Annotated in this window: 15 protein-coding genes and 2 riboswitches; of the genes, 11 read left to right on the forward strand and 4 right to left on the reverse strand. The window is 36.0% G+C overall.

Going from position 1 to position 21,901, the window contains the following annotated elements; translation table 11 throughout:
• The first annotated feature begins 19 nt into the window (after positions 1-19).
• Together NSS71_RS24365 and licT are read left to right on the forward strand one after the other, a co-directional pair.
• Positions 20-1,441 (forward strand): 6-phospho-beta-glucosidase, encoded by a 1,422-nt coding sequence (locus NSS71_RS24365; protein ID WP_328282915.1) that lies wholly within the window; start codon positions 20-22, stop codon positions 1,439-1,441.
• 116 nt (positions 1,442-1,557) lie between these two features.
• Positions 1,558-2,388, forward strand: a complete 831-nt coding sequence (gene licT, locus NSS71_RS24370; RefSeq protein WP_047943378.1) for a BglG family transcription antiterminator LicT — start codon at positions 1,558-1,560, stop codon at positions 2,386-2,388.
• A 277-nt stretch (positions 2,389-2,665) separates the two neighbouring features.
• Here licT and NSS71_RS24375 read toward each other — a convergent pair whose 3' ends face one another.
• Positions 2,666-2,842, reverse strand: a complete 177-nt coding sequence (locus tag NSS71_RS24375) for a hypothetical protein (RefSeq protein WP_156485495.1) — start codon at positions 2,840-2,842, stop codon at positions 2,666-2,668.
• Positions 2,843-3,181: 339 nt separating this feature from the next.
• Here NSS71_RS24375 and NSS71_RS24380 point away from each other — a divergent pair, with 339 nt between their 5' ends.
• The 5 genes from NSS71_RS24380 to guaA all read left to right on the forward strand — a co-directional run bounded on the left by NSS71_RS24380 (position 3,182) and on the right by guaA (position 11,045).
• Positions 3,182-4,591 carry a TerD family protein gene (locus NSS71_RS24380; RefSeq protein WP_445668948.1) on the forward strand — a complete coding sequence of 470 codons (1,410 nt, stop codon included), beginning with the start codon at positions 3,182-3,184 and terminating at the stop codon, positions 4,589-4,591.
• A 143-nt stretch (positions 4,592-4,734) separates the two neighbouring features.
• Complete coding sequence (locus tag NSS71_RS24385) at positions 4,735-5,688, forward strand: AAA family ATPase (RefSeq protein WP_047943380.1); 954 nt, start codon at positions 4,735-4,737, stop codon at positions 5,686-5,688.
• Positions 5,688-6,893, forward strand: a complete 1,206-nt coding sequence (locus NSS71_RS24390; protein ID WP_095320930.1) for a DUF58 domain-containing protein — start codon at positions 5,688-5,690, stop codon at positions 6,891-6,893. Before NSS71_RS24385 ends, NSS71_RS24390 begins: the two co-directional genes overlap by 1 nt.
• Positions 6,894-9,128, forward strand: a complete 2,235-nt coding sequence (locus NSS71_RS24395) for a transglutaminase TgpA family protein (RefSeq protein ID WP_095259338.1) — start codon at positions 6,894-6,896, stop codon at positions 9,126-9,128.
• A gap of 29 nt (positions 9,129-9,157) precedes the next feature.
• A riboswitch (purine riboswitch) is annotated at positions 9,158-9,259 on the forward strand.
• Positions 9,260-9,494: 235 nt separating this feature from the next.
• Positions 9,495-11,045 (forward strand): glutamine-hydrolyzing GMP synthase, encoded by a 1,551-nt coding sequence (gene guaA, locus NSS71_RS24400; protein ID WP_047943383.1) that lies wholly within the window; start codon positions 9,495-9,497, stop codon positions 11,043-11,045.
• A 224-nt stretch (positions 11,046-11,269) separates the two neighbouring features.
• On the opposite strand, the gene NSS71_RS24405 is transcribed toward guaA, so the two are convergent.
• From NSS71_RS24405 to NSS71_RS24415, 3 genes are all read right to left on the reverse strand, one after another.
• Entirely contained in the window at positions 11,270-12,073 is an 804-nt protein-coding gene (locus NSS71_RS24405; RefSeq protein WP_047943384.1) for a sulfite exporter TauE/SafE family protein, read from the reverse strand.
• Between the two features lie 263 nt (positions 12,074-12,336).
• Positions 12,337-13,158, reverse strand: a complete 822-nt coding sequence (locus NSS71_RS24410; RefSeq protein WP_047943385.1) for a pyruvate, water dikinase regulatory protein — start codon at positions 13,156-13,158, stop codon at positions 12,337-12,339.
• 12 nt (positions 13,159-13,170) lie between these two features.
• Positions 13,171-13,800: a CBS domain-containing protein gene (locus NSS71_RS24415; RefSeq protein ID WP_144546466.1), complete on the reverse strand. Its 630-nt coding sequence runs from the start codon at positions 13,798-13,800 to the stop codon at positions 13,171-13,173.
• Positions 13,801-13,991: 191 nt separating this feature from the next.
• Here NSS71_RS24415 and ppdK point away from each other — a divergent pair, with 191 nt between their 5' ends.
• The 4 genes from ppdK to ptsG all read left to right on the forward strand — a co-directional run bounded on the left by ppdK (position 13,992) and on the right by ptsG (position 21,546).
• Positions 13,992-16,601: a pyruvate, phosphate dikinase gene (gene ppdK / locus NSS71_RS24420; protein WP_341152119.1), complete on the forward strand. Its 2,610-nt coding sequence runs from the start codon at positions 13,992-13,994 to the stop codon at positions 16,599-16,601.
• Positions 16,602-16,694: 93 nt separating this feature from the next.
• Positions 16,695-16,797: riboswitch (purine riboswitch) on the forward strand.
• 140 nt (positions 16,798-16,937) lie between these two features.
• Complete coding sequence (locus NSS71_RS24425; protein ID WP_061801243.1) at positions 16,938-18,266, forward strand: NCS2 family permease; 1,329 nt, start codon at positions 16,938-16,940, stop codon at positions 18,264-18,266.
• Positions 18,267-18,446: 180 nt separating this feature from the next.
• Entirely contained in the window at positions 18,447-19,289 is an 843-nt protein-coding gene (glcT, locus tag NSS71_RS24430; protein WP_047943389.1) for a glucose PTS transporter transcription antiterminator GlcT, read from the forward strand.
• A 187-nt stretch (positions 19,290-19,476) separates the two neighbouring features.
• Positions 19,477-21,546 (forward strand): glucose-specific PTS transporter subunit IIBC, encoded by a 2,070-nt coding sequence (gene ptsG / locus NSS71_RS24435; RefSeq protein WP_336045093.1) that lies wholly within the window; start codon positions 19,477-19,479, stop codon positions 21,544-21,546.
• Positions 21,547-21,901: the final 355 nt, after the last annotated feature.

Genomic DNA, 21,901 nt, shown 5'->3' on the forward strand with positions numbered 1-21,901 from the left:
TGAGAAAGGATGAGACATTATGGCATTTCCACAAGGTTTTTTATGGGGCGGTGCAATTGCCGCTAATCAAGCAGAAGGAGCCTATTTAGAGGATGGGAAGGGCTTAACTACGGTTGATTTATTGCCAACAGGTAATAAAAGATTTGAAATTATGATGGGCAAGCTTCCTTCTTATCAACCACTGGAAGGGGAATTTTATCCTTCGCATGAAGCGATTGACTTCTATCATCGTTATAAAGAAGATATTGCTCTATTTGCAGAAATGGGATTTAAAGCATTGCGCTTATCGATTTCATGGGCTAGAATTTTTCCAAATGGAGATGACGCTGCTCCAAATGAAGCGGGATTGAAATTTTATGATAATGTTTTCGATGAGCTCTTAAAATATGGAATCGAGCCAGTCGTAACCATTGCTCATTTTGATGTACCAATAAATCTAGTAAAGAATTATGGCAGCTGGAAAAATCGTAAATTAGTCGATTTCTTTGAAAAATATGCAACTACCTTATTTGAGCGATATAAGGATAAAGTGAAATATTGGATGACCTTTAATGAGATCAATATGCTTTTACATTTACCGTTTGTTGGAGCAGGTTTGGTATTTGAAGAAGGAGAAGATAAGCTTCAAGTGAAATATCAAGCAGCCCATCATCAATTGGTTGCTAGCAGCTTAGCGGTAAAAGCTGGGCATGAGATAAATCCTGAGATGAAAATTGGCTGTATGCTGGCGGCCGGTCAAACGTATCCATATTCTTGTAATCCAGATGATGTCTTGGATGCAATGGAAAAGGATAGAGATTCTTTCTTTTTCATAGACGTTCAATCTCGTGGGAAATATCCTGGCTATGCGAAAAGGTTTTTCCGAGATAAGAATTTAAAGATTGAAATGGAAGAACAGGATGAAGCGTTATTAGAGAAATATACCGTTGACTATATAGGCTTTAGTTATTATGCAAGTCGTACGACAAGTACAAATCCAGAGGTCAATAAGCAGACCTCGGGTAATGTGTTTGGTTCTATTGAAAATCCATACTTGGAAAAGTCGGAATGGGGTTGGACGATTGATCCTAAAGGTTTCCGTATCACTGCAAATCAATTGTATGATCGCTATCAAAAGCCGCTATTTGTAGTAGAAAATGGGTTAGGTGCTGTCGATATACCTTCGGAAGATGGAGAGGTAAAGGACGATTATCGGATAGATTATCTACGAAAGCATGTTATAGAAATGTCTGAGGCCATAGAGGATGGTGTAGAAATGATCGGATATACGAGCTGGGGGCCAATTGATATTGTAAGTGCTTCTACTGGTGAAATGAAAAAACGCTATGGTTATATTTATGTAGATAAAGATAACGAAGGGAACGGAACATTAGAGCGATCAAAGAAAAAGAGCTTTGATTGGTATAAAGAGGTTATTGCCTCCAATGGAGAGAATGTATAAAGGGAAATAGGAAAGTTGATTTTTCAGCTTTCCTTCTTTCCTATTTTTAAACCATACTATCACGATCACTTATCCATGATAAGGAAAAAAAGCCATATTAAACTACAGGTGGTCAAATGAAAATAGAAAAAGTATATAACAATAATGTAATTGCTGCATTTAATGAAAAAGACGAAGAATTAGTAGTAATGGGAAGAGGGATAGCTTTTCAAAAGAAGCCTGGTGATTTAGTGGAAGAAGCAAAAATTGAAAAAATATTTGCTTTGAAAAATAATGATATGTCGGAAAAGTTTAAAACACTTTTATATGAAGTACCTGTTGAATATATCGAAATCACAGAGGAAGTCATTAAGATTGCTAGCAGCAGGCTAGGCAGAAAGTTAAATGATAGTTTTTATATCTCTTTAACAGATCATTTGCATTTTGCTGTTCAGAGAATCGAAAAGGGGTTTGAAATTAAGAACGCTTTATTATGGGAAATAAAAAGATTTTATAAGGAAGAGTTTGCTATTGGTTTAGAGACCATTCAACTAATGAAGGAGAAATTAGGCATTGAGCTGCCAGAAGATGAAGCTGGATTTATTGCGATGCATCTAGTTAATTCAGACCTGAGTCAAGAAATGCCTAATATCGCGAACATCACAAAGGTTATGCAAAATATATTAAATATTGTTAAATACCATTATAAGATGGAATTTGACGAGGACTCTTTAAATTACTTTCGATTTCTTACTCATTTGAAGTTCTTTGCGCAAAGACTCTATAGTAAGACATACATGGATGATGACGATCCATATCTATTCGAAATGGTGAAACATAAGCATAGGGAAGCTTTTATATGTACGGAAAAAATAAATGAATATATTGAAAGTCAATTCAATTATTCTTTAACAGATAATGAAAAGTTATATTTAGCTATTCATATACAAAGAGTTGTTAATCGTTAGTTTCTCCATTAAGAGAATTTAGAGGTTATAGGAGATCAACTGTCCATAAAAATTTGATGGTTCACATTAACCATCAGTGAGGAGGAAACACCTCCCGCTGATAGAAGTTTTAATATATTGAAGATAAGTTAAATCAATTAGGCTTTGTTCAAATAAAATGTTGTTTAGAAAGCATGCCATAGAGAAACAAGGAAAGAAAGCATTCATCTTTTTGCCAAAAACATTCATTGAACAAAGCCTTAAATGAAGAAGATATAGAATTTTATATGATAAATGATTACTGTGTAATCGATTGATCTGTAATATCTTTTTCCTCTGCTTGTTCCTCTGTGGTGTCTTCTTGTAATTTCTCGTATTCTTTTCTTACCTCTCCGCAAGTGATGCATATACCACTGTAATAATAATTATATTTATGATATTTTCGTATCTTACAAATAAGGGAACCAAATAACATACATAACAACTCCTTTACCTTTTCCATTCTACCGTACAAGAGAATTTTGTTCGGTTAAATAACCGTTACGAACCTACCAAATTCATGACAAACATGTCTTCTTCATCTTTTTTATGACAAACCTCCAAAAAACATTACAAATTAGAAGAGAAAAGGTATAGAAAGAATAGAGATATTGAGGAATAGCTAAAAGAGGAAACTTTTTCATGGTTTATATCGTAAAAGGTGTAGTTGTAATACAACTGTAAATGAATATACGTACAATTACCTAGATAATGCTGTAAAATAATAGTTATCGATAGTTGGAAGAAAATGATTGTAAAAAAGGAGAGGTTCTTTGTGGGGGTCATGCTTAGCAAGGGTCAAAAGATAGATTTGACAAAATCACATCCTGGGTTAAGTAAGGTAGTAATTGGTTTAGGGTGGGATATCAATCAACATGGTGCCAACTATGATTTAGATGCGTCAGCTTTTTTGTTGGGCGATAATCATAAAGTATGGAGTGATAATGATTTTATTTTTTATAATAACCCAACTGGTCCTAACGGATCGGTAGTATATAGTGGGGATAACCGGACGGGGCATGGCGGAATGGATGACGAACAAATTCGAGTGAATTTATCCCAAGTACCTGCCGCTATTCAACGCATTGCTTTTACCATTACCATTCATGATGCGTATAATAAAGGACAAAATTTTGGTCAAATATCTAATGCCTATGTCAGAGTTTTTAATGAGGGAGATCAAGTAGAACTTCTTCGTTTTAATCTTGGAAGAGATTATACAATTGAAACTGCTATTGTTGCAGCCGAGTTATACCGTCATCACGGAGAATGGAAATTTAATGCTGTCGGAAGTGGCTTTCAAGGTGGACTAGCTGCCTTATGCCGCAATTTTGGAGTAACAGTTGATGATGAACCGCAAGCACCTGCTTATCCTAATGAATCTATCCAACAAGCTTATCAAGAACCTAATAGGCCTTATTACCAGTCATTTGAAACGCAAACTTATCCGGCTTTTAGCAGCGGGGCTTATCAGCCAAACGGGCAACCTTCTTATTCAACAAATACGCATCCACAAATGTATGGACAAGCTGCTGTCAATGACGCATATTCTAGTGATCATATGCAGTGTATGAGATGCAGAAGTACCAATGTCCGTACCGGTGAAAAAGGCTTTGGGATTGGCAAAGCGGCAATTGGTGGATTGATTTTAGGACCTGTCGGTTTATTAGGTGGATTTATTGGAAAAGGACAGCTGAAAATAACATGCAATAGTTGTGGCTATAGTTGGTCTCCATCTCAGACGGATTATGCAGAATGGGGAAGGCAGCAGAAACAAAGAGCTAGAGATATCTTTATGCGCTATAAAAATCCAGAAGTATTAGACGCTGTTGTTGCTGCATGTGCATTAGTAGGTATGGCTGACGGAAGATTGGACCATACGGAAGAACAAAAAATGATGGAGTTTATCCATCAAAGTGAGGAATTACGTGTTTTTGATACAAATAAAGTAATTCAGCAATTTAATTACTTTGTCCGAAAAATAGAATACGATCAAATTATTGGTAGAGCCGAAAGCTTTCGCGCACTAGGAAAAGTTCGCTCAAAGCCAGAGATTGCTAGACTTGTAGCTCGGTATTGTATTGCGATTGGATATGCAGATGGTCATTTTGATCAAAGGGAAAAACAAGTGGTGACGGAAATTTGTCGAGAATTAGGTTTAAACCCACAGGAATTTTTATCTTAAAAAATGGCAATGCTTGATATAGAAGCTAGATGAATAAGAATGGATTGATTACTAGTAAGAAAAATGATTACTTAGTTGAAAGATAGTGTCGTAACAATGCAACTAAAACTAGCAATTTACTAGAATGCAACAGGAGGAGAAGAATGGCAGGAAATCATAGTTTGGTAATTAACAGAATAATCGGTAATATCGAAAAGGTGATGATTGGGAAAAGGGATGTAGCAGAACTGAGTTTAATTGCTTTGCTTGCCCAAGGACATGTTTTATTAGAAGATGTTCCAGGAGTTGGGAAAACAATGATGGTGCGAGCTTTAGCGAAATCAGTAGGTGCTAATTTTCGTAGAATTCAATTCACTCCAGACCTCTTACCTTCTGATGTAACGGGAGTGTCTATTTATAACCCGAAAGAGCTAGAATTTCAATTTGTGCCAGGACCAATTATGGGGAATATTATTCTAGCTGATGAAATAAATCGAACATCACCAAAGACTCAGTCAGCTCTTTTGGAAGCGATGGAAGAAAGTAGTGTAACGATTGATGGCGTGACACATCATTTACAAAAGCCATTCTTTGTTATGGCAACCCAGAACCCAATTGAATATGAAGGAACCTATCCTCTTCCAGAAGCACAGCTAGATCGTTTCTTATTGAAAATGAATATGGGATATCCAACCGTAGAAGAAGAAATAGAAGTGCTGACTAGAGTCCAAGTAGCAGCGCCAATTGAAAAATTAGAGTCAGTTGTAAGCTTAGATGAGTTACTTACTCTTCAAGATGAAGTAAGACAAGTGTATGTGGATGAAACGATTAAAAAATACATTGTGGAGCTCGCAACAGCAACTAGAGAAAATGCGAGTATTTATCTAGGAGTCAGTCCGAGGGGTTCCATTGCATTAATGAGAGCATCCCAAAGCTATGCCTTTATTCAAGGAAGAGATTATGTCATCCCAGATGATGTGCAATTCTTAGTAAAAGCTGTTTTTGCTCATCGAATGATTTTAAAATCAGAAACAAAGTTCGATGGGATAACAGCAGAAGAAATTATTAATCGAATTATCGGGCAAGTGCCAGTACCAGTACAAAGGTTAGTGAAGTAATGAAAAGATTTTTGCATAAATTAAATCGGGTTTGGAAATTAATTTTGCTATTTTTACTAATAGTGATGGTATTTTCCTATGCTATGTTTCAAGGTGGGTTTGTAAGCTGGTTTTTATTTTATAGTTTTTTACCATTTGCTTTATATGGTCTTTTAATTGCAGTCTATCCAATGCGGGATTGGCAAGTAAAAAGAAAAATTTTGAAATATGAATATAGGGCGAAAGAAGAAATGCAAGTAGAAATTGAATTAACGAGAAACTCGTTTTTTCCTGTTTTTTATATGGTGGTGAGAGATTCATTTAATTCCACAATGGGGCAAAAAATAGAAGAAAAGAGAATGTTAATGCCTGGATTAAAGCGGAGACTCCGCTTTAATTATACGGTGAAGGAGTTGCCAAGAGGAGAGCATGTATTTGATCAAATCTTTCTCCAATTGGGTGACCCTTTAGGTCTGATTGAGAAGGAGAAGGTCTATATTCAAGTAGAACGGATTCTAGTGTATCCTCCTATTGAAGAAATGATATACAAACCGCTGGAAAATCACTATGAGCAAGGAATGACTTCATCGAAGGAGCGAGTGCAGCGAGATACGACAATGGCAGTTGGTGTGAGAGAGTATCAGCCAGGTGACCGCTTTTCATGGATTAACTGGAAAGCAAGTGCAAGGCGCAACAATATGATGACAAAGGAATTTGAACAAAAACAGTCGCATGACATTATGATTGTGATGGATTGCCAAGAAAATAAAAGATTTGAAACGACAGTGTCTTTCACTGCTTCTATCCTTCGAGCTATTTTAAAAAAAGGTGCGCAAGTAGGCTTATTATCGGTAGATACGGAGCGTAAGATTTTTCCAATAAGGGGAGGGGAAAGTCACCAACAATACCTGCTCTATCATTTAGCAAAAGTACGTGCTACAAAGGAAATCACATTAGCAGAGGTTGTAGATTATGAAAGTAGTCAATTGCCTCCACAGGCCACAATCATGTTAATTACTTCCCAAGTAACAAGAGAACTTATAGATAAAGCTGGGTGGTTGGCAAGTAAAAGATATAATATCGTGATGTTTGCCATCACTGGACAAAAGGAAGGTTTATCTAGTGAAGAAAGAACATTAAGTGCTTTTGCTGGAAAAAAAGGCATTCAAATCATTCCTGTTTCTGAGGGGAGATTTAAAGAAGCTTTTGGAGAGGGGCTGGCATAAATGGGAACGCCCTATAGCAAAAAACATATCACAATTGCTAATTTTTTATTATACATTTTAGGTTTCTTACTAATTTGTGAATGGCTCGGACCATTAGAAGAATTAACGAATACAGAGAATGTGATTGTCTTTCACTTATTTCTTGCGTTATCTTTATTGTTAGCCTTTTCCCGGACACCAAGCTGGGTAAGCGGCACATTGAAGACTGTTTATATTATATTTATTCTTCAATATTTATATTATGAGGAATCATTTTTTACTTTCCAATGGATTCAACCTTTTGCAGCCGAATTTATCGATAATTTAGCATTGGTATTTAATACAAAGTGGCCGGAAATGACGAATATGTTTAAAAGCAGTCTCTGTTTCATTTTATTATGGCTGATGGCGTATTTAATTGATTATTGGCTAATTAAGCGAAGAAAGATTTTTACATTCTTTTTGCTGACAATTATTTATATTACCGTATTAGATACTTTTACGATTTATAGTGCTGATTTGGCAATTATTCGTACGGTAATCATAGGTTTTACAGCAATGGGCATGTTAACATTTTTTCGATTAAGTGATAAAGAAGGATCTGGAAATACTAACAGTTCGATCGTAAAATGGATGATTCCTTTACTTCTATTCGTAATAGGAAGTGCTGGAATTGGCTATTTATCACCAAAGGCAGATCCTATTTGGCCAGACCCTGTTCCTTTTATCCAGACAATGGGGGATAAAGGAGGAGTAGAGGATGGAGATATTCCAGGAAGCGGTATTCATAGAGTTGGTTATAGTGTTGATGATTCAAGATTAGGGGGAGACTTTATTGGTGATTCTTCCTTGGTCTTTGTTGCGGAGGTAGAAAAGCCTCATTATTGGAAGGTAGAAACGAAAGATACTTATACAGGAAAAGGCTGGGTCCAATCAGAGGAATCCTTAAAATTAAATCGGGACAACTTTGAAGTATTAGATCAAGGTGGCGCAATTCCTTTTGTCTCTTTTGTAGAAGGGGAAAATGTGAAGCGGACAGAGTCTGAAAGCACTGTGCAATTTACGAATGGCTTTTCTTATTTACTATATCCATTAGGAGTAAAAGAAGTGTCTGCTGCTAATTCGTTCATGGAAATTGAAAGTGGGAATGAACGTGGCGTTTTTAATGGATATGTAGAAAGTTACTCGGTAAAATATGATGTGCCGGAATACAGTCTAAATGCGTTAACAACAGCTGATATGGAAGACTTTATAAGAAATAATCCAGATATGGTGAATCGCTACCTTCAGCTTCCCGATTCATTACCGCAAAGAGTGAAAGACCTTGCTGCTGATATAACGAAAAATGATGAAAATGTATTTGCAAAGGTACGTGCGATAGAAACCTATTTCTCATCTAATGGTTTTACTTATAGTCAAAATAATGTGGCAGTCCCGAATGAGAAAGAGGATTATGTGGACCAATTCTTATTTGAAACAAAGCTGGGTTATTGTGATAACTATTCGACTTCTATGGTTACCTTGCTGCGTTCTATTGGGATTCCCTCAAGATGGGTTAAAGGTTTTACAGAGGGAGAATTTGTAGAAGCGGACGGGGATATTCGCCGCTATGAAGTTACAAATAATAATGCACATTCTTGGGTAGAGGTTTATTTTCCAGATGTAGGCTGGGTTGCTTTTGAGCCAACGCAAGGATTCTCTAATGCGAATACGTATATAAATGATGTGGAGAGCAATCAAAATACTGGGAATACTGAAACGCAAACGCCGGAGCAACAGGAACGAAAGCCAGAAACCCCAGAAAATAAACCAGAAAATCCAGAGCAAACAATGGAGAAAACATCACCATCTACAGATGGGCAGAAGAATTACACAACTATTGTTAAAGACAATTGGCAGTGGGTCACTACGGTTCTAGTAATCATTATTACAGCAGGATTAGCAGCTTATAAATTTCGCTATAAATGGCTTCCTTATTATTATATTTGGAAATTCCGAAACACAACGGAGGAAACTAACTTTCCGAAGGCTTATATGGTGCTGCTGCATCTACTAGAGATAGCTGGACTCCGCAAGAAGGAAGAAATTACCTTAAGAGAGTATGCGAAGCAAATAGATCACATTTATTCAAGCAAAGAAATGAGCCAATTGACTGCTAAATATGAGGAATATCTGTACAAAGGTTATATGCAAAAAGAGACTTGGGAAGATATGAGAGAATTGTGGGAAAATTTAATTAAAAAAACAACAGCTTGACCATCGATTCGACATGTTGTTACAATATTCACATCTATATATAATTCCTTCATATATCCTCGATGATATGGTTCGAGAGTCTCTACCGGGTCGCCTTAAATGATCTGACTATGAAGGCAGATAAGTCTTTGGATTATTTAGCTTATATGAAGAAACCAAAAAGACTAGAATTCTGCCTTCGTTTTTATTTGAGGCGGATTCTAGTCTTTTTTTGTGGTTACATTATAAAAGTTGGTTGATTGAATTTAAATCAGCACTTTTGTAAAAAAACAGAATCTAATTTAGAGAAAAGATAAGCATGAATAATGAAGGTATTTGGAAATAGTAAGAAGAGAAATTCAAATAGAGTAGTTGGGGTGAATAGGAATGGGGAAAGCGCATATAGAAGGTCAAGAAATGATCGTTGTCCTAGATTTTGGTAGTCAATATAATCAATTGATTACAAGAAGAATAAGAGAATTTGGAGTATATAGTGAGTTGCATCCACATACCATTACAGCTGAAGAGATTAAGGAATTAAGCCCTTCAGGAATCATTTTCTCAGGCGGCCCTAATAGTGTATACGACGAAAATGCATTTGGCGTAGATAAGAAAATATTCGATTTAGGACTTCCTATTTTCGGTATTTGTTATGGGATGCAATTGATGACCCAGCATTTTGCCGGAAAAGTGGAAAAAGCAAAGCATCGTGAATATGGAAAAGCAGCAATTAATATTGAAAACAACTCTAAATTATTTGCTGACCTTCCAACAGAACAAATCGTTTGGATGAGCCATGGTGATTTAGTTGTTGAAGCACCTGCTGGATTTACAATTGATGCAACGAGCGCTTCTTGTCCGATTGCTTCGATGAGTAATGAAGAAAAAGGATTATATGCTGTTCAATTCCACCCAGAAGTTCGTCACTCTGTATATGGAAATGAATTATTGAAAAACTTTGTGTTCGGTGTTTGTGGCTGCAAAGGTGACTGGTCAATGGAGAACTTCATTGAAATTGAAATGGAAAAAATTCGCCAGACGGTCGGCGACAAAAAAGTTCTTTGTGCCCTAAGTGGTGGAGTAGATTCTTCTGTTGTTGCTGTGTTGATTCATAAAGCTATTGGTGATCAATTAACCTGTATATTCGTAGACCATGGACTTCTTCGCAAAGGCGAAGCGGAAGGAGTAATGAAGACTTTCACAGAAGGCTTTAATATGAACGTCATTAAAGTAGATGCGAAAGAACGCTTTATGTCTAAGCTAGAGGGCGTAAGTGACCCTGAGAAAAAACGTAAAATTATTGGAAATGAATTCATCTATGTGTTTGATGATGAAGCAGCAAAATTAGAAGGAATTGATTTCTTAGCACAAGGTACTCTTTACACAGATATTATTGAAAGTGGTACAGCTACTGCACAAACCATTAAGTCCCATCATAATGTAGGCGGACTTCCTGAAGACATGCAATTCCAATTAATTGAACCTTTAAATACGCTATTTAAAGATGAAGTACGTGCTCTAGGTTCTGAGTTAGGAATAGCTGATGATATCGTTTGGAGACAGCCATTCCCTGGCCCTGGTTTAGGGATTCGTGTATTAGGTGCTATTACAGAAGAAAAACTAGAAATCGTCCGTGAATCAGATGCCATTTTACGCGAAGAAATTAAAAAAGCTGGCTTAGAACGCGATGTATGGCAATACTTTACTGTCCTTCCTGATATCCGCAGTGTTGGAGTAATGGGAGATGCGCGTACGTATGATTATACAATCGGAATTCGCGCAGTTACTTCTATCGATGGAATGACATCTGACTGGGCAAGACTGCCATGGGATGTACTAGAAGTGATTTCTACAAGAATCGTTAATGAAGTAGCCCATATTAACCGTGTCGTGTATGACATTACTAGTAAGCCACCTGCGACGATTGAGTGGGAGTAAGAATACAACTTAATTTGAAGAGGGAACACCGATTTATAAGGGTTTAACCTTGTTAAAAATGGTCAAATACCATATAAAATAATATGGTTCCCTGCCAAAAACCCTACCAAGAAAAAATTTGGTAGGGAATTTTGCTTTTTCATTGAATTTTGGTAGGGAACATTTTCTGTAGATAACTTGGTTATATTATAATAAATATCTCTATGTATAATGTTATTCCGTAATTAGCTTATAATCATCATAATGACCACAATAAGCAGAAGAATTAAGTATATTTTGGAAAAGAGTTTGTCAGATAACTTTTGAGCCCAAGACCTTCCAATAGGTACGCCAACAAAACCACCGATTGTAAACCCGATTAGCGCAGGTAGGTATATAAACCCTAGAGTTGATGAAGGCATTGTATCTATCTGCCTTCCTGTAATTAAATAAGTAAAGGTTCCAACGATAGCAATTGGCAGACCTAATGGGGTAGCTAGAGCTACAGAATGTATCATACGCATACCTCTATTTCTAAGGTAAGGAATTGTCATGGTACTTCCGCCAATACCTAACAAGGTTGAAAGAAATCCAATGCCTATTCCAATAAAAGATGCTGAACTTTGCTTAGGCATATGAAATGATTGGTCATCAATCTCTCTGGTGAATGATTTTTTGAAAATGTTTGAAACCAAAACGTAAATTAAGAGACCAATGAACGCAAACCTAAGGAAATCGCTATCAATATAGACTGCAAGCATACCACCTATTAAAGAACCTATTGAAATATACCCTACTAATAGTTTGAAGACTGACCATGTCACATTGCCTTTTTTCGCATGATTATATGTTGAATTGAATGAATTAATAATCATAACTGCTAATGACGTACCAATAGCTGTATGCATTAAATATTCGCTTGGAATCGAATCTGGTAAAAATGCAAATAGGATAGGAACTACTACGAATCCACCCCCAAAGCCAAACATACTTGATAGAATTCCAATAATAACACCGATTAATGCAAACATTAAAAATGATAATTCCACTAAAAATCATCCCTCTTTACTTATATTAATTAAAAATCGTTCTTAGTATCAATATAATGGTACCATACTACAAAGAGATGCTGGGCTAATTCAAGCTGTTTGTACATTTATTGAATTTCTTGAGAAAAGAAGGTGGAAATATAGAGGAATAAGAATAAGTACTGGTATGCAATATTGCTTTATCGGAAAAAACGGATCATTATTTCATGCAATTGAATACTCAAGAATGCGTTGATTCAAAAAGAAGTAAGTATCCACCGGCTCTACCAGTGGATACTTACTTCTTTTAGATGTTTTTCTACTAGATAAGCTGTTTCCTCAATTGATTTATCTGTTACATCAATCACATAGGCGTTATGCTTTTTAAATACTTGCTTTGAATACTCTAACTCTTCATAAATTCTTTCTAAATTTGTATAACTAGATGAGTGACTCAACCCTAAAGAATCTAAGCGATTACTTCTGATTCTGGATAGGTTTTCTGGATTACAAATCAAGCCGATTATCTTCTGTCCCTCTACCTCCTCTAAAATGGAAGGTAAGGGAACTTCAGGTATAAGTGGTAAATTCGATACCTTATACCCTTTATTGGCTAAATACATACTCAAAGGAGTCTTGGAAGTACGAGAAACACCGAGTATTACAGCATCAGATTGAAGAAATCCTTGTGGGTTCTTTCCATCATCATATTTTACTGCAAATTCGATTGCTGCTATTTTATTAAAATATTCTGTATCTAGCTTATGTACAATACCAGGTTCTTCTATTGGGGTAGAACCTGTTTTAGATTTAATAATTTCAAAAAAGGGATTCATTAAATCCAAGTAATGTAACTTTGTTCGATTGCTGAAATCTTTAGCGACATTAGCTAAATGGTTATCAACTAATGTGCTAACTACTACTGCATCATCTTTTACCGCGTCATTTAATATATCAACTAACTCTTCTTCCTTGTTAACAAAAGAAAAACGGTAGCTGTTGTTGAATACTAAATCTGGAAATTGAGCAGTAACGGCTGCTAATAATTTTTGTGATGTTTCCCCTATTGAATCAGAAATGGTATATACAATGATTTCATTTTTCATAAAAAATCTCCTCTATCCATTTAATTCTGCCTTTCTTGCCTGTTGAATAATGAAATTTAATATTCTAGTTTTAGTGATTTTCCCAATCACTTTTCTTTCATTTTCATCATCCACAACAGGTAATGAGTCCACCTCAAAATCTTGAAGAATACTTGCCGCTTCTAAGATGTCCATGTCTTTTTTACAAACTTTAATATGAGGTACGCGAGTCATACAGACCGCTACAGGTGTCTGATCTATATTCGTATTTAATGAGGCTCTTAATAAGTCCTTTCTTGATAAAACCCCTAATAAAAGTTTTTCTTCTCCAGTGACATATAATGAACCTACATCATACATAAATAAAGTTGTTATAGCATCTCGAATGGAAGTATCTTGATTAACCATTAACGGCGGCATCATTATCTCATTTACTTTTGTATTAAAAGTTTTAAAAAAGAAAAATTTTTCTAAATCTGATCCCGAATAGGTGTACCCAATTTTGGGGGTAGCTTGTAAGATTCCGACAAGCGTTAAAAAAGATAAATCTGATCGCAGGGTGGCTCTAGATACATCCAATAAATCAGACACTTTTTCTCCACTTACAGGTTGATATTCTTTTACTATTTTAATAATTTTTTCTTGTCTTTCACTTAGTTTCATTATTATCTCCCAAAAAATAGATAGTTTAATTAGATAATAGGATTATCATCATTATGCATCTATTATACATCGATAATTTAATTATTCAACTTTAATATGTGTGTTATTTTTCGTATTGACAACTATATATGTGTCATATTAAAGTGTAAATAAAGTTAATGTGATACATATTTGAAATATGGAGGTAGACGATGGCAAAGTTGATTTATTTTTTCGAGGAAGGCAGTAGTAAAGACAAAGGATTATTAGGCGGCAAAGGGGCAAATTTAGCTGAAATGACTCGTTTAGGTTTACCAGTGCCAGCAGGGTTTACGATTACAACGGAAAGCTGTATGAAGTATCTAGAAGAACCATCCTTTTTTGAAGATTGGTTAAAAAAGGATGTTTTGGAAGCGGTTATAAAATTAGAGGCAGAGACGAAAAAGTCTTTTACAGGTGATGAAAATATTTTATTAGTTTCTGTAAGAAGTGGCGCAGCTTTTTCCATGCCAGGTATGATGGATACGATTCTTAACTTAGGATTAAATGATCTACGAGTTCAATCTTTAGCTCGATTAACTAGTATGGATTTTGCATTTGATTGTTATCGAAGATTATTGCAAATGTTTGGTGAAGTAGTATATGGCATACATAAGGATAAATTTAATATACGACTCCAAAAAATGGAAAAACACTTTAGCAAAACAGCTGCAGATTTTCAAGGAAAGGAACATTTGCAAGTAATTGAGTCCTTTAAAGAGCTATATATAGAAAACGAGAGGGTCTTTCCACAAAATCCAATAGATCAATTATTGGAAGCTGCTAAAGCTGTTTTTAAATCATGGAATAATCATCGAGCAAAGGTTTATCGCGAATTACATGAAATTCCTCATCATTTAGGAACGGCAGTAAATATTCAATCAATGGTTTTTGGGAATAGTGGAAATGAAAGCGGTACAGGTGTTGTGTTTACAAGGAATCCTGCCACTGGCGAAAATAAATTGTTTGGTGAATTTCTGCTAAATGCTCAAGGGGAAGATGTGGTAGCGGGTATCCGTACACCAGAATCTATCGAAGCATTACAGCAAGTCCTTCCGGAAGCATATGCAGATTTTAAAAGATATGCCAATATACTAGAACAGCATTATAAAGATATGCAAGATATTGAATTCACGATTGAAAATGGGAAATTATTTATTCTGCAGACAAGAAACGGAAAGCGGACGGCTAAAGCGACACTGCGAATTGCGTTGGATTTAGTTAAGGAAGGATTAATTACAAAGAGTGAAGCCTTATTACGTATTTCACCTGGAACGATTGATCAGCTAATCCATCCTATTTTTGATCCGCAGGCTATTCAAAACGTCGAATTACTGGCAGAAGGTTTACCGGCCAGTCCTGGCGCAGCTACCGGCGCCATTGTTTTTACTTCGGAAAAAGCTAAAGAATGTCATGCACTTGGCCAGAAAGTAATTCTTGTGCGACAAGAAACTTCACCCGAAGATATTGAGGGTATGATTGTCAGCGAGGCTATCGTTACAAGTCGAGGAGGAATGACTTCGCATGCAGCAGTTGTTGCCCGAGGAATGGGAACTTGCTGTATAACAGGATGTGAAGCATTAACTGTCAATGAAGAATTGAAAACAATCACTTGTGGAGAAAGGATTCTGACGGAAGGTGACCTTCTCTCTGTAGATGGTACTGCTGGTAAATTGTACTTGGGCGAAGTCCCTACTGTTGTAGCGGAAAACGACCAGAATTTAGAGCTTCTTCTTTCTTGGGCTGATGAATATGCTGATTTACAAGTACGCGCGAATGCTGAGACAGTTCAAGATTTAACAACGGCTATCGAGTTTGGAGCATCTGGTATAGGTTTAGCGAGAACGGAGCATATGTTCTTTGGTGAAGAACGAGTGCTGGAAATGCGTCGTTTGATATTAGCGGAGAATAAAGAAGAAATCAGAGAAGCATTAGACAAATTGCTGGCCTTCCAACAAGAAGATTTTTACCAGATGTTTCAAGTTGTTGAAGATAAACGAATGGTCATTCGCTTACTAGATCCGCCTATGCATGAATTTCTGCCTAGTGACCTAAATGAAATGAAGCAGTTAGCGGTAAAGTTAAATAAACATCCATCGATTGTTGAAGAGCAAATTAAGAGGCTGCAAGAAACGAATCCAATGTTAGGCCATCGTGGCTGTCGTCTAGGAATAACAGAACCACAAATTTATCAAATGCAAGTAAAGGCTATCTTCCATAGCGCAATCCAGTTAACAAAAGAAGGATATACTGTCTTTCCTGAAATTATGATTCCTCTTGTGGCAGAAAAAGAAGAACTGGCCTATGTGAAGGCATTTTTAATAGAAACAATTGAAAGTATCTTTGTTAATCATCAAATGGAGCCTTTTCCGTATGAAATCGGAACAATGATTGAATTACCACGTGCCTGTATAATAGCTGATCAACTTGCTCAAGAAGCCGATTTTTTTAGTTTCGGTACAAATGATCTTACACAAATGACATATGGTTTTTCTAGAGATGATATTGGGAAATTTATTCATTCATACAAAGAGAAGAATGTTATGGTGAATGATCCTTTTCAAACTCTCGATCAAAATGGAGTAGGGGAATTAATTAAATTAGCAGTAACGAAAGCACGACAGACTAAAGAAAACTTGATGATTGGTATTTGTGGAGAGGTTGGCGGAGATCCTAAATCGATAGCTTTCTTCCGAAATATTGGTATCGACTATGTTTCTTGTTCACCATATCGTATTCCTGCTGCTCGCTTAGCTGTTGCCCATGCAAGTATAAATAAATAAATATTTGTTAGAAAGCGAACGATTATTAATTTTTAATTATAATTGTTCGCTTTTTGTATTGACGAGTATTCGTCAAGCTGATAAACTGGATTTACAACTGAAAAAGATTTTACTCGTATAATATCGGGGAATACGGCCCGAAAGTTTCTACCGAGCTACCGTAAATAGCTTGACTACGAGGTAAGTGTATATAGGGAATCGTAATGAAATCATTTTTATTTTATTAAGTAATTTGCCCTTCCTATATAACACAAACCCTTAGTCAACGCTCCTTAATCGTAGGAGTGTTTTTTTGTTTTAGTAGATAATTAAAGCATTATGAGAGGGGAAAGATCAATGAAGAAGTTTTTCAAATTTGAAGAACTAGGCACAAATTACCGCAAAGAATTTTTAGGTGGTTTCACTACATTCCTTGCGATGGCTTATATTTTAGCGGTAAATCCATTTACATTATCATTAGGGGATGTAGCTGATCTTCCTGATGCGCTGCGTATGGACTATGGAGCAGTGTTTGTTGCAACAGCTCTTGCTGCTGCTGTAGGTTCTCTAATTATGGGTATTTTCGCTAACTATCCTATTTCATTAGCGCCAGGATTAGGGTTAAATGCATATTTTGCTTATACCGTTGTTTTAACACAGGGACATCCATGGGAATATGCGTTAGCGGCAGTATTTATTTCAAGTGTATTTTTCTTATTGTTAACAATCTCTGGACTTCGTGAGAAATTAATTAATGCTATTCCAGTAGAATTAAAGCTTGCGGTTGGCGCAGGTATAGGGCTATTTATAACGTTTATCGGATTGCAAAATTCTAAAATTATTGTTGATAACTCAGCGACACTTGTCCATATTGGTGATTTAACTAACCCAAGTACATTGCTAGCGATATTTGGTATTTTCATTACTATTATTCTTATGGTTAGAGGGATTCATGGCGGTGTATTCTATGGAATGATCATTACAGCAGTAGTCGGCATGATTTTCGGTGTAATTAATACTCCTTCTGCTGTGGTATCTGCTGTGCCAAGCATTGAACCGACATTTGGAGCATTATTCTCTGCGCTTGGTGATCCAGGATTTTATACACAGAGCATGTTAGTGGTCGTTTTAACATTTTTATTTGTAGACTTCTTTGATAATGCGGGCACATTAGTTGCGGTTGCTAATCAAGCAGGACTTATGAAAGAGAATAAATTACCAAGAGCAGGAAAAGCATTATTCGCAGATTCCATTGCTTCTATGGTAGGTTCTATATTCGGTACATCTACCACAACCTCTTTTATAGAGTCTTCAGCAGGTGTAGCGGCTGGTGCTCGTACTGGGTTTGCGGCAGTAGTGACAGCCGGATTCTTCTTACTATCCTTGTTCTTCTTCCCACTATTGGAAGTAGTCACATCAGCAGTTACAACACCAGCTTTAGTAGTAGTAGGTATTTTGATGGTTTCGTCCCTTGGTAAAATTGATTGGACAAAGTTTGAAGTGGCTGTGCCGGCCTTCCTTACTATTGTTGCGATGCCTTTAACATACAGTATTGCGACAGGTATAGCAGTAGGATTTATTTTCTATCCAATCGTAATGATTGTTAAAGGTCGTATCAAAGAAATTAATCCAATTATGTACGTATTCTTTGTTATCTTTGCATTGTATTTTGTCTTCTTGCAATAGCAGAAAGGGATTTAGAAATAAAAATAGTGTAAGATTTTATGAGTTTGAGAAAGTATATTTTCTTAGTAGGAAGAGGATATCCCTTTTTGGGTATCCTTTTTCTCATTTTTTCGTTGACTTACTATAAAGACTTTAATAACATTGAGTTACCGAGATGTCTGTCGAAGTGGGGAAATAAGTATGCCTAATTTACTAATAAAGAAAGCGCTGAATAATAATGTGCTCATTGGAGATCATCCGACCTATGGAGAAGTAGTGCTTATAGGAAAAGGTATAGGCTTTAATCAGAAAAGCGGAGATTATATTGATATTAGTGTTGTGGAAAAGTTATTTGTCTTAAAGGATGAAAAGGAGCAGAGCAATTATTTAAAGCTTCTTCCTCAAGTAGATAATGATTTATTAGATGTAATAGTATCATCTATTGAATTGATTAAAAACAAGACAAATGCAAAGTTGAACGAGCATATTCATATAGCGTTAACAGATCATATTATGTTCGCTTCCTCGAGAGTTTCGAACGGACTAGTATTAAATAATCCATTTTTGATTGAAACAAAGGCGTTGTACCCGTTTGAGTATTCAATAGCTGAAGAGGTTGTAAAATTAATAGGAGAACAAACAGGGCTTCAATTACCAGTGGGTGAAATCGGTTTCATCGCTTTGCATATTCATAGTGCCATGATGAACAAAAATTTATCAGAAGTTAATCGGCATTCACAGTTAGTCACACATCTAGTGAATTTAATAGAAGATCAACTAGAAACGAAAATTGATAAAGATAGCATCGATTATATGCGCCTTGTTAGACATTTGCGTTTTGCGATTGAACGGGTCAATACAGGAGAAAAAGTAGAAGAACCAGAAAAAATAACATTGCTATTGAAGAATGAGTATCCCCTATGCTATAATCTTGCGTGGAAGCTCATAAAAGTAATGCAACAAGTACTTAAAAGGCCAGTCTTTGACGCAGAAGCGGTATATCTGACAATGCATTTACAAAGACTTCAGAAAAAAATTAAATAGGTATTATCTTATCAACGTGTTACTGATTCGATCAGGCATGAGTGAAAAAGATGGTTGAGTTAAATGTTTTAGGGTAACCTACCCTTGAAGGTTTTTTTCAATCTCTCTTTACTCATGCCTTTTTTGTTTTTTTACTCTTGATTGGGAAAGCTTTTTGAGCCGAAAAATAACTTAGGAGGATTATGAAATGTTTAAAAAGATTTTTGGTGTTTTACAGAAAGTCGGTAAAGCACTTATGCTCCCAGTAGCTATTCTTCCGGCTGCCGGTATCTTGCTTGCATTTGGTAATGCACTGCAAAACCCAACACTACTAGATATTGCACCGTTTTTAAATAATAGTGGTGTGGAGATGGTTGCATCTGTAATGGAGGATGCAGGGAACATTATATTTGGTAACCTTTCCTTACTATTTGCTGTCGGAGTTGCCGTTGGTTTAGCTGGCGGTGAGGGGGTTGCTGGTTTAGCAGCTATTATTGGATTCCTTATTATGAATGTTACAATGGGTACTGTTCTAGGCATTGATGCGAAGGACTTAGAAGGCAGTACAGAATATGCAGCTGTTTTAGGGATACCTACTCTTCAAACCGGTGTGTTTGGTGGTATTATTGTTGGTATTGTTGCTGCCTCGATGTATAATCGTTTCTTTGAAATTGAGTTACCATCCTATTTAGGATTCTTTGCTGGAAAACGATTTGTTCCAATTGCGACAGCTGCAAGTGCTGTTATTTTAGGCTTAATCATGATTGTTATTTGGCCGCCAATACAACATGGATTAAATGTTTTCTCTGAAAACATGTTAGGTGCTAATTTAACTTTATCAGCATTTATTTTTGGTTTAATTGAAAGATCATTAATTCCATTTGGTTTACACCATATCTTCTATTCTCCTTTCTGGTTCGAATTTGGTAGTTATACTACGAAAGCAGGAACAATTGTAAAAGGTGACCAAGCTATCTTTATGAGCCAAATTAAAGATGGAGTTCAAAATTTAACAGCAGGTACATTTATGGTTGGTAAATTCCCATTTATGATGTTCGGGTTACCTGCAGCAGCTCTTGCGATTTATCATGAAGCGCGCCCAGAGAAAAAGGCAATTGTTGGTGGATTAATGGGATCTGCAGCGTTAACTTCTTTCTTAACTGGTATTACAGAACCACTGGAATTCTCATTCTTGTTTGTAGCGCCAATATTGTTTGGGATTCATGCTGTTTTTGCGGGTTTATCCTTTATGACAATGCATTTATTAAATGTAAAAGTAGGAATGACATTCTCTGGTGGTTTAATCGATTATGTGTTATTCGGTTTAATTAATCCGCAAACAAATGCATGGATTATTATTCCAGTAGGTTTAGTGTTCGCGGTTATTTACTATTTTGGTTTCCGTTTTGCGATTCGTAAGTTCAATCTTAAAACACCTGGTAGAGAAGACGAGACAGAAGAAAGTGACAGTAGTTCAACAGGAGCAACTAGCGATCTTCCGTACGATGTGTTAGAAGCAATGGGTGGACAAAACAATATTGCCCATTTAGATGCGTGTATCACTCGTCTTCGTGTATCTGTTAATGATATTAAGTCTGTTGATAAAGATCGTTTGAAAAAACTCGGTGCTGCTGGAGTGCTTGAAGTAGGGAATAATATTCAAGCTATCTTTGGTCCTCGTTCAGAAACGATTAAAGGTCAGATGAGAGATATTATGAGTGGGAAAAGACCACGTCCTGCTGCACAACCATCTATGGATAAAGAAGTACAAGAGCAAATTGAAGAGGTAAATCCAAGTGCCATGCAAAGTAATATAACAAGTGAAGATTCATTTGTTGCTCCTATTAAAGGAGAATTGGTTCCTATTACAGAGGTACCAGATGCGGTATTTGCAGGCAAAATGATGGGAGATGGCTTTGCGATTATTCCTTCTGAAGGAACGGTTGTTTCTCCTGTTGATGGAAAAATCGTTAACTTATTCCCAACGAAGCATGCTCTTGGAATTTTAGCCGACAACGGTCGTGAAATTTTAATTCATTTTGGTATTGATACAGTTAAATTAAAAGGGGAAGGCTTTGAAACACTTGTGTCTGAAAATGATCAAGTGAAACAAGGACAGCCTCTGTTGAAAGTAAACCTTGACTATATTAAAGAAAATGCAACAGCAACAATTACTCCAGTTGTGTTTACGAACTTAGCTGAGGGTGAAGCTGTACAAATTAATAAACGTGGTAATGTGGAATTTAAAGAGGAAGATGTAATAACCATTACTAAGTAATAGAATATATAGAAAAAACTCGGTCTCTTGATCGAGTTTTTTCTATATTATAATGAAGTTTTTTACGTGAGATATGATGTGTTAGAAAAAATCACTTATTTTAAGTTATATTCTTTTGGAATAATAATATTCGAAGATGTTGTTAAGAGAGATGTTAAAATAGCAGATGGTTTTTATTTTTTAGTATTATTTATATTTATTATTGACTAAACTATTAAAAGTTGATATTATATATAAACAGCCTTGCGAATGCTGTTGATTCTTTTGAATTGATAGTGAAATGAAAAATTATATTAAAAAAGTAATTGACTTATTTAGCAAAGGTTGATATGATATAAAAGTTGCTTTTGATAGT

The organism is Niallia sp. FSL W8-0951 (assembly GCF_038006525.1).
In the GTDB taxonomy this organism is placed as follows: Bacteria; Bacillota; Bacilli; order Bacillales; family Cytobacillaceae; genus Niallia; species Niallia circulans.